This is a genomic window from Rothia sp. HMSC066G02 (assembly GCF_001813145.1).
Classification (GTDB): Bacteria; Actinomycetota; Actinomycetes; order Actinomycetales; family Micrococcaceae; genus Rothia.
The window spans coordinates 43,636-59,886 of record NZ_KV811572.1 but is presented as its reverse complement, the minus strand read 5'-3'; the positions used below and the strand labels follow the sequence as shown (position 1 = coordinate 59,886).

9 protein-coding genes are annotated in these 16,251 nt (G+C 60.9%); 2 read left to right on the top strand and 7 right to left on the bottom strand.

From position 1 onward, the window contains the following. Positions 1 to 168: 168 nt before the first annotated feature. Positions 169 to 1,632, bottom strand: a complete 1,464-nt coding sequence (gene pyk / locus HMPREF2894_RS00215; RefSeq protein ID WP_070677283.1) for a pyruvate kinase — start codon at positions 1,630 to 1,632, stop codon at positions 169 to 171. A gap of 523 nt (positions 1,633 to 2,155) precedes the next feature. Here pyk and HMPREF2894_RS00210 point away from each other — a divergent pair. Beyond that, positions 2,156 to 2,728, top strand: coding sequence for a flavodoxin domain-containing protein (locus HMPREF2894_RS00210; protein ID WP_049327782.1), 573 nt, complete (start codon positions 2,156 to 2,158; stop codon positions 2,726 to 2,728). Between the two features lie 629 nt (positions 2,729 to 3,357). After that, a complete protein-coding gene (locus HMPREF2894_RS00205; protein WP_070677280.1) occupies positions 3,358 to 5,304 on the top strand; it encodes a GH25 family lysozyme in 1,947 nt (648 codons plus the stop codon). A gap of 954 nt (positions 5,305 to 6,258) precedes the next feature. Here HMPREF2894_RS00205 and adhP read toward each other — a convergent pair. The 6 genes from adhP to HMPREF2894_RS00175 all read right to left on the bottom strand — a co-directional run bounded on the left by adhP (position 6,259) and on the right by HMPREF2894_RS00175 (position 16,178). Next, positions 6,259 to 7,299 (bottom strand): alcohol dehydrogenase AdhP, encoded by a 1,041-nt coding sequence (gene adhP / locus HMPREF2894_RS00200; protein ID WP_012903352.1) that lies wholly within the window; start codon positions 7,297 to 7,299, stop codon positions 6,259 to 6,261. A gap of 422 nt (positions 7,300 to 7,721) precedes the next feature. Then, positions 7,722 to 9,104, bottom strand: coding sequence for a phosphoenolpyruvate synthase (locus tag HMPREF2894_RS00195; protein WP_070605398.1), 1,383 nt, complete (start codon positions 9,102 to 9,104; stop codon positions 7,722 to 7,724). Between the two features lie 323 nt (positions 9,105 to 9,427). Beyond that, a complete protein-coding gene (gene lgt / locus HMPREF2894_RS00190) occupies positions 9,428 to 10,471 on the bottom strand; it encodes a prolipoprotein diacylglyceryl transferase (RefSeq protein WP_070677277.1) in 1,044 nt (347 codons plus the stop codon). Next, positions 10,471 to 11,325: a tryptophan synthase subunit alpha gene (trpA, locus tag HMPREF2894_RS00185; protein WP_012903349.1), complete on the bottom strand. Its 855-nt coding sequence runs from the start codon at positions 11,323 to 11,325 to the stop codon at positions 10,471 to 10,473. The genes lgt and trpA overlap by 1 nt, the downstream gene beginning before the upstream one ends. After that, on the bottom strand, positions 11,325 to 12,659 hold the full coding sequence (gene trpB / locus HMPREF2894_RS00180) for a tryptophan synthase subunit beta (protein ID WP_070666365.1): 1,335 nt from the start codon (positions 12,657 to 12,659) through the stop codon (positions 11,325 to 11,327). Before trpB ends, trpA begins: the two co-directional genes overlap by 1 nt. 219 nt (positions 12,660 to 12,878) lie before the next feature. Beyond that, the gene (locus HMPREF2894_RS00175; protein WP_083309892.1) at positions 12,879 to 16,178 is read right to left on the bottom strand and encodes a chromosome segregation SMC family protein; all 3,300 of its coding nucleotides are present in this window, start codon (positions 16,176 to 16,178) and stop codon (positions 12,879 to 12,881) included. Positions 16,179 to 16,251 lie beyond the last annotated feature (73 nt).

The window sequence follows — 16,251 nt, the reverse complement described above, 5'->3', positions numbered from 1 at the left end:
GCTTCTATACCCTTTGTACCCCACCCGCGCATCAGATGGGGCAACTACACCAACACACAAAACCGCCGCCCGGCCGTGAGAGTTCACGACCGGGCGGCGGTTCTATATACCGAGCGTACAGGCTGAGGATTATCCCCCGCTACGCATCGAAAAAGATTGGTGAGCGGCTTAGCGCTTGACCTCGTTCTCCTCGTAAGGACGCAGAGCCTCACGCTCGCCCTCAGCACCGTAGACGCGGTGTACCTGAACCATGTTGGTGGTACCTGCCCGGCCTGCGGGAGCGCCGGCAGCAACGACGACCAGGTCGCCAGCTTCTGCCAGGCCGTTCTTGAGCAGGTACTCGTCCACGAAGTGGAACAGACCTTCCTGATTGGTGATCATCTCAACCTGCTCAGCGTCAACGCCCCACAGCATGGACAGGAAGGAGCGAACCTTCGAGCTGGTGGTGAACGCGACAATCGGGGTCTCGGGACGCAGACGTGCCAGACGACGTGCGGAGTCACCGGACTGGGTGAAGGTTACGATGAGCTTTGCGTCCAGCTGGTCAGCGATGTTCACTGCTGCGCGGGTGATTGCGCCACCGCGGGTGCGGGGCTTGCGGTCCAGCTCGGGCACGCGGTACAGGCCGCCCTTTTCGGTATCCTGAACGATTGCAGCCATAGCCTGCAGGGTCAGGATCGGGTACTTACCGACCGAGGTCTCACCGGAGAGCATCACAGCGTCTGCGCCGTCGAGGATTGCGTTAGCGCAGTCAGAAACCTCTGCACGGGTGGGGACGGGGTTGTCGGTCATGGACTCGAGCACCTGGGTTGCCACGATGACAGGCTTTGCCCAGCGGCGTGCCATGTCGATAGCCTTCTTCTGGACGAGGGGAACCTCGGAGAAGGGCAGCTCAACACCGAGGTCACCACGAGCGACCATGATGCCGTCGAACTTGTCGATGATGTCCTGCAGGTTCTCAACTGCCTGGGGCTTCTCGATCTTGGCGATGACGGGTACGCGGATACCCTCTTCGTCCATGATCTTGTGGACGGGGTCAACGTCTGCGCCGGTACGGACGAAGGAGAGTGCAATGATGTCTGCACCCATCTTCAGTGCGAAGCGCAGGTCGTTTGCGTCCTTCTCGGTCAGCGCGGGCAGGGAGACTGCTGCGCCGGGCAGGTTGATGCCCTTGTTGTTGGAGATGGGACCGCCGACGACCACGCGGGTGCGAACGCGGGTGGGGGTAACCTCAATTGCTTCGAGGCGGATCTTGCCATCGTCGAGCAGGAGCTTGTCGCCGAGCTTGACGTCGCCGGGCAGGCCCTTGTAGGTGGTGCCACAGATTTCTGCGGTACCTTCAACGTCTTCGGAGGTGATGGTGAAGTCTGCGCCGGGCTCAAGGTATTCCTTGCCGTTTGCGAAACGCTCGAGGCGAATCTTGGGGCCCTGCAGGTCGGCGAGGATAGCAACGTCCTTACCGAGCTTTGCAGACTGGTCACGGATGGTGTCGTAGCGTGCCTGGTGCTCGGCGTGGTCACCGTGGCTCATGTTCAGACGGGCGACGTTCAGGCCAGCCTTGATTGCCTCGGAGATCTTCTCGGGGGACTCGATTGCCGGACCGATGGTTGCAACGATTTTTGCGCGCCTCATGTACCTAACCTTTGTGTGTTGTTTCATGTGGCCCCTGAGGGCTCACACTGATTTTCCGGGGAAGAACTAATGTCAAATTCCCAATTATTCCCACGTGTTCTAACAGGTAACCACATGCCGGATGCGTGGGACTCTTTCTCAATTATAGGGGTTTTGCGCCCTCTTGGGTATGCTTCTCCCAACTCTTTCCACCGAAGAAATTGTGTTTCACGTCGCATTTTGAACGCCACCCCTCTTCCATCGAACACGCCACAGAAAGTCGATTTTCACCCCCACCACCCCCGCCTCGCCCGGAAAGTAGATTAGGGTGCTTTTTACCTATAGAAAATGGGCACTACGCAATATTTAGTCACACTCGAGAACCTTCGATTGTATTTCAAAAACATAGAGACACTCAGAGTGGGCTATGAGAAGATAGATGGGGCATCCAAAAGCTGGGCGATTTCACATTTTCGCGCGCCTAGCCTATATTGGAACCCATAATTAGTATTTGAAATGCGAAATATATCTGGAAGGTTCACAGATGACTACTCGCGTGCTGATTATCTTCGGCTCCACCTACGGCTACACCGAACAGTACGCCACCTGGCTGGCAGAAGATCTGCGTGCACTCCCGCAGGCCCCCGAGGTTGAGACTGTCCCCGCCTCCAAGGTCACCCCCGAGCAGGCTGAGGCATTCGACGCTTTCGTCATTGCCGGCAGCGACTACGGTGGATTCCTCAACGGCGCACCGGCACTTCGCAAGAAGATTCTGCCGATTATTGCGCCCAAGAAGAACCGCACCGCATTCTTCACCGTCTCCTTCACCGGTGAATACTCCAAGAAGCTGCTGGACAAGGCCGTCGCCAAGAGCTACACCCCCGAACTGACCGAAGGTCGCCCCGTCTACCACCTGCGTGGCGGCATCGACTTCGACAAGATTTCGCTGGCTCACAAGACCGCCCTGAAGGGCCCGGTGCGCGCATGGCTCATGGCTAACCCGCACCCGAACGAGGGTATTCAGCAGATGCTCGAATGCTACAAGACCGGCAAGGCTGAGTACATCGATCGCGAGACCCTCAAGCCGCTGGTCGAGGACATCGCAAAGTTCCTCTAAGCCTTTCGGGAAACACAAGCTTTCGCCTCTTCCCACCCGTCTCTTTCAGCCGGACATCAGAACCTGAAGGAGCGGGCGGGAAGAGCCGAGATAAACGTGCCAACAGGCACCATATACGTGGTCGATGACTCTTCATCTCTCCTGCATCGACCATGCAACTCCGGGTGCCGGTGCGAGGCCGCGCCAGATACAGTACCCGGAACATGAGGGGTGGGTCTTTGTGTGTGCGGCCCACCCCTTTCCTTATGCCCGCAAGCCAAAGCCCCTGCAGCGTCCCCTCCGACAGAGCAGTCCACAGAATGAAATTCGCAATGCCCCGGCGTGTCACCCACCTAAAATTTTTCGCAAAAAACTGAGCCCATAAATGCACCGACAAGCCGCAAAACTAAACAGGTCCCCCAAAGACCCCAAATTACTGTGCACTCTGCGAAAGATATGCCGCCAGAATGACATGCCAAATCATTGCGCACAGCGGTGCAGGTACCGTACGCTGTTAGCTGTGTCAGCCGCTTGACATACCCGGCAGCCGACACACACATCACTTCAACTACCCCACATATTCACTCGTGTCAGAAGCCCCCACACAGGGCCACATCGACACATCCACCTCTCAAACACAGGCAAAATCTATGAAGAAACTCCAGACTGCCGCACGCTCCGCGGCAGCCCGCTCCATCATGGCGTCCGCAGGTGCACTCTCCCTCGTCGCCGCATCCCTCACCTCCGTTCCCGCAGCCTTCGCCGCCCCCAGCGCGAGCGCAGCCACAGAGGTCAACCTCGGCGCATCCTACGAGGAGCTCAGCTACGCCCCCGCCCCGGATGCATCCCTGGTCGAACGCTCCAACCCCGCCATGGGTGCGGGCGAGCGCGAACGACTGGGCACCGCGAACGCACGCACCGGAGCCACCTCCCCCGCTTCTACCGCAACTCTGAGCGGTATTTCCGCAACCCAAAGCTCCGCGCAGGGTCTGGGAGCTGGTCGAGCTCCGGCAGCCGGTCAGGCACTGGCACCCGGTCAAGCGCTGGCACAGGGCCGCTCCGCATGGACCCCGAGCGGCGGCACCCTCGGCATGGATGTCTCCTCGCACCAGCAGAACGTGGACTGGGCGAGCGCCTACGCCGCAGGTTCCCGCTTCGCCTACGTGAAGGCAACCGAGGGCGGCTACTACACCAACCCCTACTTCGGTCAGCAGTACAACGGTTCGGCACAGGTCGGCATGGTGCGCGGCGCCTACCACTTCGCAAACCCCCGCACCTCCTCGGGCGCCGATCAGGCACGCTACTTCGTGCAGAATGGTGGCGCGTGGACTGCCGACGGCAAGACCCTGCCCGGCCTGCTGGACATCGAGTTCAACCCCTACCCCGCCTACGGCAACACCTGCTACAACATGACCCCGGCGCAGCTGACCGCTTGGACCCGCGACTTCGTGGACACCTACCGTTCGCTGACCGGTCGCGCCCCGATGGTGTACACCGCAACCTCCTGGTGGTCGCAGTGCGTGGGTTCGCAGCAGTTCGGCGCTCTGCCACTGCACCTGGCGAGCTACTCAACCGTGGTCGGTGCAATTCCGGCGGGTTGGAGCGGCTACGACATTTGGCAGTTCACCGATTCGGGCCCGTTCGTGGGTGATTCGAACTTCTTCCCCGGCACCGTGAACGATCTGAAGGTTCTGGCGAAGAACCCGAAGGCTGTGCACCGCAACTGGTCGAACGGCCAGGACCGCGCAGTTGAGGACCGTGCGGCAGAAGACCGCGCGGCACAGGATTCGAACGTGGTGACCACCGCAACCGGCTCCATTGATATTCGCACCGGCATCGGTAACTTCTGGAATAAGAATCGTTCCTTCTACGGCAACCCAATCGGCACCGAATACACCCTCGGCAACGGCGTGTACGCGCAGAAGTTCACCAACGGCAAGACCATCTACTGGACGAACTCCCACGGCTCGCACTGGCTGGTCACCAACGGCGGCCTGGATCATAAGTTCCGCTCGGACGTGGCACGATTCCGCGGTCTGACCACCAACGAGGAAACCCGCTCCGACACCATCGCGGTATCCTTCGCCAACGGTGAGGGCGCCTACTGGTCCAACGCCTACGGCACCCACATTATCAACGAGCGCGGCTCCATCTACGCGACCTGGCGTGCAGCTGGCATGAGGGGTGTGCCCACCACCGATGAGCAGAACCTGGGCAACGGCCTCATCAAGCAGGAGTTCACAGGCAGCACCACCTACGTGTGGTCCGCACGGACCGGCACCCACCGCATGCACACTGGCGGCGCGTTCTACCACCGCTTCCTGCAGCACCGCGGCACCTGGGGTGCCCCGGTGACCGACGAAACCGCCACCTCCACGGGTGCTCAGGTGCGATTCGCCTCCGGCAAGGTGCTGCTCTGGTCGGATGCGTACGGTGCGTACGAGACCAACGGTAACGGCGCAATCTTCAAGCACTGGGAGAAGAATACCGCCCGTTACGGTGCGGCACGCGGTGACGAATCCTACGTGAACGGCGTGTACTACATGGACTTTGAGCGCGGCACGATCCGCTGGACCGCGCAGCGTGGAATCTACTAAACAGCGTGGAATCTACTAAACAGCGTGGAATCTACTCAACAGCACGGCAGCTAATAAACACTACAACGTGCATATAAAAACGAGGGGCACCTGGCAGAGGTGCCCCTCGTTCTTTTGCTACAGGAAGCATCTTCTGAACAACACAAAAATCAAGATGCGTTCTGCAGCGGGTGGGTTACCGAGTGAGTAGAGAACCCGGCTATGTTACCCGTGCCGGCAGGTAAATTTATAGCGTGGCGGGTGTGCCGCCTCGAAGTCATGCAATGTCCTAAAAGCCCCGGATTAGTGTGGCGGACATAGTCCCCATTGACTATGTCCGTGGGGCCCACACTAATCTTGTGAGACCTCACCCCGAAGGTGTCTAGAGGGGCGCCTGACCGGAAGTAAGGACTCAACGGTGAATAACGGCACGGTACGAAGATGCTGAAATTCACCCGGGTATGGCGTTCCGGGAGAAGGAATCGATATCTAGGAGGGCCGAAACCTTCACACGTCATATCCCGTTACATCTAGGGTAGGTGTAGGCGCACGCGAAACCTATCTCTTCGGCAAATATTACGCCTCAACCAGTGGTTGAATGTTTACAATACAAGTATGCATTTTGAGGCCTATAGATGTCAAACAAAATGCTATATTGAACTAATTTAGTGAGAATTTTGAGATAATCCACCGGATATTTCAAAAATAAATTCCCACATATATTACGTTTAGGTGCCTAGTACTCACAGAGGAATTCGGCTCCTCACGATAACGACTCTCAACAACCCGGAGCCCTAAAACGCCGCATTAAAAACACTAGGACGCACCCCGCGTCGTATGCACAGCAGAAAGAGTACCCCTACTCCCCCGCCACACGGGATGCGCCCTAGGCGCTATAACCATCGAAACTACCGGCAAGACCCCAGCCGAGTGAGATCTTGAAGCCCTACCGGGCGCCTCGAACCATCCGCTAGCTTAGAGGCTAGCGAAGTCCAGAACCATACGGCCGGTAATCTTACCCGCCGCCATTTCCTCGAAGACAGCCGGTGCCTCGTCAACCTCACGCAACTGAACCACCGGAACCACGATGCCGTCAGCACCGAACTGGAACGCCTCCGCCAGATCCTGACGGGTACCCACCAGGGAGCCCACCACGCGGATGCCGTCCAGAATAATCTTCACAATGGACAGCTCCATCATCTCCGAAGGCAGGCCAACAGCCACCACGGAACCGCCTGCGCGAACCGACTCAACAGCCTGGTTGAACGCAACCTTCGACACCGCGGTCACCACAGCAGCGTGAGCGCCGCCGCCGGTCAGCTCGCGAATACGAGCCGGAACATCCTCAACCTCACGGCCGTTGATGACGTGATCAGCACCGGTCTCACGAGCCAGAGCCAGCTTGTCGTCGTTGATATCAACAGCAATAACCTTGGCGCCGAAAACCTTCTTAGCGTACTGAACAGCCAGGTTACCCAGACCGCCAGCGCCGTAAGCAACCAGCCACTGACCCGGGCGAACCAGCGACTCCTTGATTGCCTTGTAGGTGGTCACACCAGCGCAGGTAATGGAGCTTGCCTGTGCCGGGTCAAGACCCTCGGGAACCTTCACAGCGTAATCAGCGGTCACCAGAGTGTACTCACTCATGCCGCCATCGACCGAGTAGCCTGCATTCTTCACCGAACGGCACAGGGTCTCACGGCCCGAGGTGCAGTACTCACAGTGGCCGCAGCCCTCGAAGAACCAAGCCACCGACACGCGATCGCCTTCCTTCAGGGACTCAACACCCTCACCGACCTTGACGACACGACCAATGCCTTCGTGGCCCAGAATACGACCCGGAACCTCACCGAAGTCACCGGAAGCCACGTGCAGGTCAGTGTGGCACACGCCCGAGTACTCAATCTTCACGAGCGCCTGGCCGTGACCGACAGCCGGAACGGGAACCTCACGGACAACAACCGAACCGTCAACCTTCTCAGGGACAACAACAGCCTTCATGGTTTCCTTGCACATGATCTAAACTCCTTAGTCATCGGTGGTCGCGCTCAAACCGCAATCTGTAATCTGCGCTGTGCAACCTAGCGGGGTGAGCGCGCGTATTCTTTACATTTCCACCGTAAAATGAGGAGCCCCCAATCTAAAGGACCTTCCCCGAATATGACAGAGGGGTTAGATAGAGGCATTCTCACGAGCAAGGATGATCTTTCGATAAGGTCTATTCCGACCAATGCGCTAAACCGCCAAAGGTTGATATGACGCTATGACGAAACAACACAGAAGATGAGAATGCCTCCCAAATAAGCGGTTTGGGAGGCACTCAGAAAAAATTTAAATATTAAGTTTGAGGCGCATACCACCCTAAAGAAAGGGTTCAATCTACACCTATACGATTCCTACAGGCTTATAGGAACTCTTAACCGATGAGACTTAGCTGCCTAGAAGCAGAAAGCAACCTCAATATAGCCAGCGCCGCGCTCACCCGGACCATTCGGAGCGTTCAACGCCCACCCCAGATCCATGATGCGCACCGTAGAATCCATGAACGTACCGCCGCCAGCGCCACCGCCAGCCAGCTGCACCGAACCCACCGCATAGCGGGCACGAGCCGAATCGTTATTCCACTTCTGCGACACCACACGAGCCGAAACGCTCAACGCAGCACCGGAGCCGCCGCCGCCATAACCGGCGCCACCGCCTCCAGAAACCACAGACTGGTAGCCGTTAAACAGCTCGCCAGCGTTCGACGGGCGGTTATCGGTACCCTCCGGAGTCTGATCCCACTGGTACGAATAGCTCGCCACACCATCGGCGCCCTTCGCGCGGAAACCGCTCGCACCCGCCGCACCGGCAGTCGCAGTGCTCACCAGCTTCTGGGTGGAGGTGCTCGAAAAACCAATCACCGAACCATCAACAGTCGGCGGGTTCAGCTTCTCACCGCCAGCACCGCCCACACCACCGGCGGCACCCGAACCCGGGTTCACCGTCAGAATCGGCTCAGACTGCGCCTCATACGAGGTGAAACCAACAAAACCGGGCGAACCGTCGCCGTCACCCGAACCAGCGCCACCACCGGTGCTGAACTGGTGCTCGCCACCGGAGCTATCAAGCGAATAGTGCGCAGTTGGGCGCACAGCACCCGCATTCGCGGGGTTCGGCAGAACCGTCGCATACGACGCCAGCACACCGGCACCGCCGCCGCCGCCGGCAACAATCATCGGCACGCCATCCACCTCAATAGCGGACGAACCACCGCCGGACGCCGAATACAGCACAGCGCTCATGCCGCCGCGACCGGTCACACCGCCAGAAATGCGGGTCAAAGCATTAATCGCAGAAACAACATTCGCGGGAACCGGCGAAGAAGCCTTCGAGGAGCCGCCCACACCGTAGCCGTCGCCGCCCTCAGCGGGCTTCAGCTCACCATTACCGATACCACCCGAACCGGCAGTCAGAGTAATAGTCTGGCCGCCGCGCACAGCCATAGAACCCTCCACCATGGCACCGGAACCGGCATCAGCCACAGTGTAGTTCGTGCCACCGGCACCGCCCACAGCGGTAAAACGCATACGCTTAGCGCCCGCAGGAACCGTCAGCACGGCAACCTTCTTTACGCCGTCACCGGCAGTGATCATCGTCGAATCCTCGTAAGGTCCGGTGCACTCGCCTTCCTCATCAGAAGCCGCATACGCCGGAATCACCGACGACGCCACAACAACCGGGGCAGCCCACGCCGCACCAGCCACAAGACGACGACGGGTCAGACCCGGACGAGAAGAAGGAGAAACGGGGCGCGAAGAATCGCCGGCAGAAGAGCTCACGATAAAAATCCTGTACGTTGAGTGGGTGTTTCTAAACGCAGACGCGACGGGCACTCAAAGAGCCTCATACTCCTTACACGGAGCCTCATGCCCCTTACGCGGGTGCCCGCCACACGCAATACCTCTATTATGCCTTCTCAACAGCCCAAATCCGTACAGGGTCCCGGCGCATGCCACCATGAGAACATCCACCAGCAAGAAGCAGACAGCAAGCACAAATAGCGGGCATAAAAAACCGCCGGACGGGGGCACTCCCCCATCCGGCGGTTTTTCTATGAAATTTAGATGGAGCTAGAAGATGAAAGCTAGGAGCCCTTTGTCAGCTAGGAGCCCTTCGTCGAAGACTCAGAAGAGTCAGAATCCTCGGCGGGCTCTGCCTTCTCAGATGCCTTCTCGGATGCCTTCTCGGATGCCTTCTCCTCAGCGCCCTCTACAGACTCATCTGCGGCAGGCTTCGGAGCGAACTCCGCCGGAGCCGGCTCAATACCTGCAGCAGCCTTCGCCGCAGCACGACGACCAGCCACCACAAAACCAGCAGCACCCAGCAGAACCAGCAGCAGAGCAGTCCACACGTGAATACGAACGCCCCAGAGCATCTCCGAGGTATCAATACGCAAGAACATCTCAATGAAGAGGCGACCCACACCGTAGTAGAACACGTACAGCCACAGGGTCTGACCCAGCTTCAGCACGCCCTTACGGCCCAGCCACAGCAGCAACGCCACACCCAGCAGGTTCCACAGCGACTCGTACAGGAACGTCGGATGGAACAGCGTACCCGCCGGATACTGCGACGGAAAATTACCGCTCGACGCGCTAATCTCCAAGCCCCACGGCAGAGTCGTCGGCTTGCCGAACAGCTCCTGGTTGAACCAGTTACCCCAGCGGCCAAACGCCTGAGCCAGCAGAATACCCGGCGCTACCGCATCCGCAAAAGCAGGGAAATTCATGCCATAGCGGCGGCAACCATACCAGGCGCCCAACGCACCAACCGACACGGCACCCATAATGCCGATGCCGCCCTCCCAAATCTTCAGGAAAGCCCACGGATCAGCAACATTCGGACCGAAATAGCTACCCGGGTCAGTAATCAGCACATGGTAGGCGCGGGCACCAATAATACCCGCCGGAATAGCCCACATCGCCACGTCAAAAACGCGCTCAGGGGTACCACCCGCCGCCTTCCAACGGCGAGAACCCAGCCACAAGCACACCGCCATACCCGCAAGAATACACAGGGCATAGAAATGCACACGGAACGGACCCAGCTGCAGGTACGAAACGCTCGGCGAAGGAATCGAACCCAGCGGAATCGAAGCCAGCACGTTAGCTACCGGCACGCTCGCCAGCGACAGCACATCAGACATTAGCCTTCACGCCCCGCCAGCTCACGGGTCAGCTTAGCCACCGCCTCAACACCGCCAGAAGCCAAAGCCTTCACTAGCGCAGTACCGACAATCACGCCGTCCGCATACTCGCCAATCTCCTCAACGTGGGCACGAGTCGAAACGCCCAGACCCACGCACGCACGAGGCGCACCGGCAGCCTTAATGTCCGCAACCAGGGTGCGAGCCGCCTCCGACACGGAGGTGCGGGCACCGGTCACGCCCATCACCGACACGGCGTACACGAAGCCGCTCGACGCCTTCGCAATAGTCGCCAGACGCTCCGGCGAAGAAGACAGAGCAGCCAAGAAAATACGGTCCAGACCGTACTCATCAGAAGCTTCAAACCACGACGACGCCTCATCAGGCACCAGGTCCGGGGTAATCATGCCCGCACCGCCGGCAGCCGCCAAATCACGCGCAAAATTCTTCACACCGTACGCCAGAACCGGGTTCCAGTACGTCATCACGACAACCACCGCGTCGGTCGCCTCGGTAATGCGGCGGACCGCCTCAAACAGCTGAGGAAGCTTGAAACCGTTCTCCAGCGCCACGCCGGTAGCCTTCTGAATCACCGGGCCATCCATGACCGGATCAGAATAAGGCACGCCCAGCTCAATAATGTCCGCGCCGTTATTGCCCAGAGCAATCGCCGCGTCAATCGACTCGTCCAGGGTCGGGAAGCCCACCGGCAGGTAGCCAATCAGCGCCGCACGGCCCTGCTTCTCGCACTCAGCCAGACGAGCCGCCAGAGGCGACTGCGCATTCGGAGCGGGGAAAGAACCATCCAGCACCGTAAAAGGTGCCGCCTGAGAAATAGCGTCCTGGTAGCTCATTACTTAGCCTCACTTTCAGCCTGTGCGTTCTGTGCAGCGGATGCGGCAGCTTCCTTATTACCGGTCATCAGGGTCGAGGACGGAATCGCCTTACCCAGACCGAACCACTTCAGCGCGGTCTCCATGTCCTTATCGCCACGACCCGACAGGCAGACAATCATCGTCTTCTCACGTGCCGCCTCCGGATCCTCAGCAGCCCAACGCTGGCACACGCGCAGCGCACCGGCAAGGGCGTGCGAGGACTCAATCGCCGGGATAATACCCTCGGTGCGGCAGAGCAGACGCAGAGCGTCCATCGCCTCGGTGTCAGTCACCGGCTCGTAGGTCACGCGACCAATATCGGACAGGTAGGAGTGCTCCGGACCCACGCCAGGGTAGTCCAGACCAGCCGAAATCGAGTGGGACTCAATGGTCTGTCCGTCCTCGTCCTGCATCAGGTAGGTCATCGCGCCGTGCAGCATGCCCGGGCGGCCCAGAGTAATGGTCGCCGCGTGACGGCCGGTCTCCACGCCGTCGCCGCCAGCCTCAAAACCGTAAATCTCAACCGTTGCATCGTCCAAGAACGCGTGGAACAGACCGATCGCGTTCGAACCGCCACCCACGCAGGCAGCAATACCATCGGGCAGGCGGCCGGTCTCAGCCAGAATCTGCTCGCGCGCCTCAGAACCAATAGCGTCGTGGAAGAAACGCACCATCGCCGGGAACGGGTGCGCACCCGCAGCGGTACCCAGCAGGTAGTGGGTGTTCTCAACGTTCGAAACCCAGTCGCGCAGCGCCTCATTAATGGCGTCCTTCAGGGTGCGGGAACCGTTCTGAACCGCAATCACCTTCGCGCCCAGCAGCTGCATACGAGCCACGTTCAGCGACTGACGCTCGGTGTCTTCCTCGCCCATGTAGACCACGCACTCCATGCCGAACAGGGCCGCAGCGGTCGCAGTCGCAACACCGTGCTGACCCGCACCGGTCTCAGCAATCAGGCGGGTCTTACCCATGCGCTTAGCCAGCAGAGCCTGACCAATCACGTTATTAATCTTGTGGCTACCCGTGTGATTCAGGTCCTCACGCTTGAGGAACACACGCGCACCAGCATGCTCAGAGAACTTCGGAACCTCAGTCAGCAGCGACGGACGGTTCGAATACTCAGCAGAAAGACGCTGGAACTCGGCAATGAACTCGGGGTCGTTCTTCGCCTCATTAAAGGTTGCCTCCAGCTCATCCATGGCGGCAATCAGCGACTCGGGCATCCACCGCCCGCCGTACTCACCAAAATAGGGGCCGGGGGCATTCTTCAACGACTCGCCGTTGAGGAAAGCATCTGCCAGGTTCTCGCTCATCACTATTCCTTCCCTGGATGGTTGCCGCCGGATGCGCACCGCGGGTAGGGCGGGGCATCAGGCCTGATCACAGCGAAACACCACGCCAACCGCGAATAGGTGGGCGGTGTTCGCACATATCCCCCTATAGTACCCGGGCACGGGCAGTGAACAGTACCCCGGGGTGCACATGACCATTCCTAGGACATGTGACGTTCGCCGGGGTGGGCACGCGGCGGGCTACAGCAGCTCGCGCAACTCCTCCATCTGCTGAGAAAGCACCATCGACACACCACCGCGCATCGACACCCCGTACAAGGTCTCCGCAATCTGCATCGTGCGCTTCTGATGCGTCACCACAATCAGCTGCGAACGCTCCCCCAACTCACCAATTACCTGCAGCAGGCGCGAGAGGTTGCGGTCATCCAGCGCCGCCTCAACCTCATCGAGGGCGTAGAACGGCGACGGGCGAGACATATAAATCGCAATCAACAGCGCCAGCGAAGCGAGCGAACGCTCACCTCCGGAAAGCAGCGACAGGCGCTTAACCTTCTTACCCGCCGGGCGCGCGTGAATCTCCACACCCGAATTCAGCGGATCGGACGGGTCGTCCAGCTCAAGGTGGCCCTCGCCTCCCGGGAACAGGGTCTCAAAGATGCGGCGGTAGTGGGTGTTAATGTCCTCCATTGCGGCGGTGAACACCTCCGCAATGTGACTGCTAACCTCGTCCATGACCGTGTTCAGGTCGCGGCGGGTCGCCTTCAAATCCTCAATCTGCTGGTTCAGGTAGGCGTGGCGTTCAGACAGCGCCTCGTACTCCTCCAGCGCCAGCGGGTTAATGGCGCCCAGCGCCTCCAATTCGGCGCGGGTTGCCTTGAGGCGAGCGCGCACGCTCTCGGTGGAGGCTTCGGTAGTCTCTGATGCCGTTTCGGTAGCAGTATTTTCGGAAGCGGTGTTTTCGGAAGCCTCATCTGCGGGCACGTCAACCGGCAGCTGTTCGGAGTATTCCTCCTCCAGCTGCTCCAGGGTCAAACCGGTCACCAGGCGGGCACGCTCAGCCAGCGCCTGCACACGCTCCTGCACGCGTGCCGCCTCCGTCTGGGTGCGCGCCAGCAGGGTCAGCGCCGCCGCGTGCGCCGCCTGCAAATCCTGCACCTCATCATTTGTGCTGGTCAAGCCCTCCTGGGCGTTCTTCAGGGCGCCGCTCAGCTCGTGCAGCTGCTGCTCACCCTCGCCCACCTGCTCGGCAAGCACCTCACCCAAACGCTGGGCGCGGCGCTCAATTGTCGCCGCGGGAGCCTGCTCCCCCGTGCCCGCCAGGTAGGAATCCTCGCGGGTGCGCGCCGACTCGTAGGCGGTGCGCGCTTCGGCTACGGACTCCTCCGCGGCGGTGAGGCGCTCGTTCAGGCGGGCGCGCTCATTCTGAATGTTCTGCGCGGAGGCTTCCAGGGACTCCGCCTGGGCGCGGGCGCGGGCATGCTCGGCGCTCGCCACGCCCGCTGCCTTCGCTGCCTCGCGTTCTGCTTCGACCGCCGATTCTGCCGCGGTCTGAGCCTGCTGAACGGTCTGTTCGGCTTCGTCCAGTTCGGCGCGGGTGAGGGTCACGACCTGGGAGGCGGCGCGGTATGCGGCGGCAAGTTCCAGGGGGCTGGCACCCTCAGCCGGGTAGAGCAGGCTGTAGCGGGTGTGCTCGGTGCCTGCGGGGTCAAAAATACGCCACATAGTGCGCTGACCTGCGAGGGTACTCTCTGCGAGCAGGTGCAGGGCTTGCTCTGCGGCGGCGGCATCCGGCGCGAACAGCACACCCGCCAGGCGCTCACCCAGCGCCGCGGTGACGCGCGCCAGGGCGTGCTCGTCGATGCCGGCGAGCGCGGCGGCGTCCTCGCTGAGCGGTTCAATCATCTCGGTGGCGGGGCGGATACCCAGCTCGCGCAGCTCGGTGGCACAGGATTCGGGCAGGGTGGTTTTGGGCAGTTCTGTTGAAAGTTCCTTCGCGGCAGATTCGCTGCTTTCATCACCCTTATCACCGCGTAGCTGCGACACCTCGGCGCCCTCAACCGGCACGCTCAACGCCGCGGTCGCCAGCGAGGTCAGCGCCGCAGACGCCGCGCGCGCATACTCGGGGTCAATCTGCACGGCGTCCAGCACGCGCAGCAGGCTCGCGCTCTCGCTCGAAGGCTCCACGAGCTCACCGGTCTCGGGGTCGAACACCGCCTCGGCAGATTCAGTGTCCAGTTCGGCGGATGCTTCACCCAGGCTCTGGCCCAGCGCCTCACGCAGGGTTGCGGCACGCTCAGCCGCCGCCGCGTAGGCGCGGGTCGCCTCCACCGCAGCGGCGCGGGCGGCATCCAGCTGGGCCTGCGCGCGGGCACGAGACTGCGCCGCCTCACCCGAGGCGCGCTCAGTCTGCGCCACCTCGGACGCCGCCTTCTCAACGTTCTTCAGCGCCGCATCGTAGCGCTCCTCAAAGCTGGCGTAGCTTTCCACCGCGCGCTCTGCCTCTTCGCGGCGTTCCTCCAGCAGTTCCAGGGCGCGTTCGTATCCGGCGCGGGCGGCGGCGGTCGCCTCGGTCAGTTCCACGCGGTAGGTGCGCACGCGCTCAGCGGCGATGGACTGCACGGTGCGCACGCGCGCGGCGGACTCGCGCAGGGTCGACACGGCCTTCTGACAGGCGGTGACCTCCGCGTTCAGGCGGTTCTGCTCCTGCTGATGCTTCGCGGATGCTGCACGTGCCGCCTCCAACTGTTCTTTCAGGGTTTCGGCGCGGCGGGTGCCTTCCGCCTCGGAGGCGAGAGCCTGCGCCTGCTCAGCCTGCAGAACACCCAGCTGACGAGCCAAAAGCACCGCCTCCAGCTGGCGGATGCGCGCCTGCAGCTGGCGTGCAGTCGCGGCGGATTCTGCCTGCTCGCTCAGCGGCTGCAGCTGCGAATCCAGCTCGGCAACCAGGTCGCTCAGGCGGGTAACGTTCGATGCCACAGATTCCAGCTTGCGGCTGGTCTTCTCCTGGCGGCGGCGGTACTTGACCACGCCCGCCGCCTGCTCGATCATGTCGCGGCGCTGCTGCGCGGTGGCGTGCAGGACCGCATCCAGCTGACCCTGGCCGACGAGCACGTGCATCTGCTGACCCAGACCCGCCTCCGAGAGCAGGTCCTGAATGTCGGCAAGGCGCGCCGGGGAACCGTTAATCTCGTACTCGCTGCCGCCGGAGCGGAACATGGTGCGCGAAATCTGCACCCGATCAGCGGGAATGCTGAGGGTGCCGTCAGAATTATCGAAAGTCAGGGTGACTTTGGCGCGGCCCAGGGGTGCACGCTGGGCGCCGTCGCCCGAACCCGCTTCGCCGGAGCCCGCGAAGATAACGTCCTTCATGCTGCCGCCGCGCAGGCTCTTAGCGCCCTGCTCGCCCATAACCCAGGCGAGCGCATCCAGCACATTGGACTTGCCGGAGCCGTTGGGGCCGACCACCGCATTAATGCCGGGGGTGAACTCAAAAGTGGTTGCGGAGGCGAAAGACTTGAACCCGCGCAGGGTCAGAGACATCAGGTGCACAAGGGGCCTTTCTGCAGAAGAACTGGTGTGTGCCGGGCACGTTCTGTGGTACGTGGCGGCATCC

Excerpts from the sequence above, each read along its gene's own strand:
- pyk (WP_070677283.1), bottom strand. The coding sequence starts at position 1,632 with ATGAGGCGCGCAAAAATCGTTGCAACCATCGGTCCGGCAATCGAGTCC.
- trpA (WP_012903349.1), bottom strand. The coding sequence starts at position 11,325 with ATGAGCTACCAGGACGCTATTTCTCAGGCGGCACCTTTTACGGTGCTG.
- adhP (WP_012903352.1), bottom strand. The coding sequence starts at position 7,299 with ATGTGCAAGGAAACCATGAAGGCTGTTGTTGTCCCTGAGAAGGTTGAC.
- HMPREF2894_RS00205 (WP_070677280.1), top strand. The coding sequence starts at position 3,358 with ATGAAGAAACTCCAGACTGCCGCACGCTCCGCGGCAGCCCGCTCCATC.
- trpB (WP_070666365.1), bottom strand. The coding sequence starts at position 12,659 with ATGAGCGAGAACCTGGCAGATGCTTTCCTCAACGGCGAGTCGTTGAAG.
- lgt (WP_070677277.1), bottom strand. The coding sequence starts at position 10,471 with ATGTCTGATGTGCTGTCGCTGGCGAGCGTGCCGGTAGCTAACGTGCTG.
- HMPREF2894_RS00175 (WP_083309892.1), bottom strand. The coding sequence starts at position 16,178 with ATGTCTCTGACCCTGCGCGGGTTCAAGTCTTTCGCCTCCGCAACCACT.
- HMPREF2894_RS00210 (WP_049327782.1), top strand. The coding sequence starts at position 2,156 with ATGACTACTCGCGTGCTGATTATCTTCGGCTCCACCTACGGCTACACC.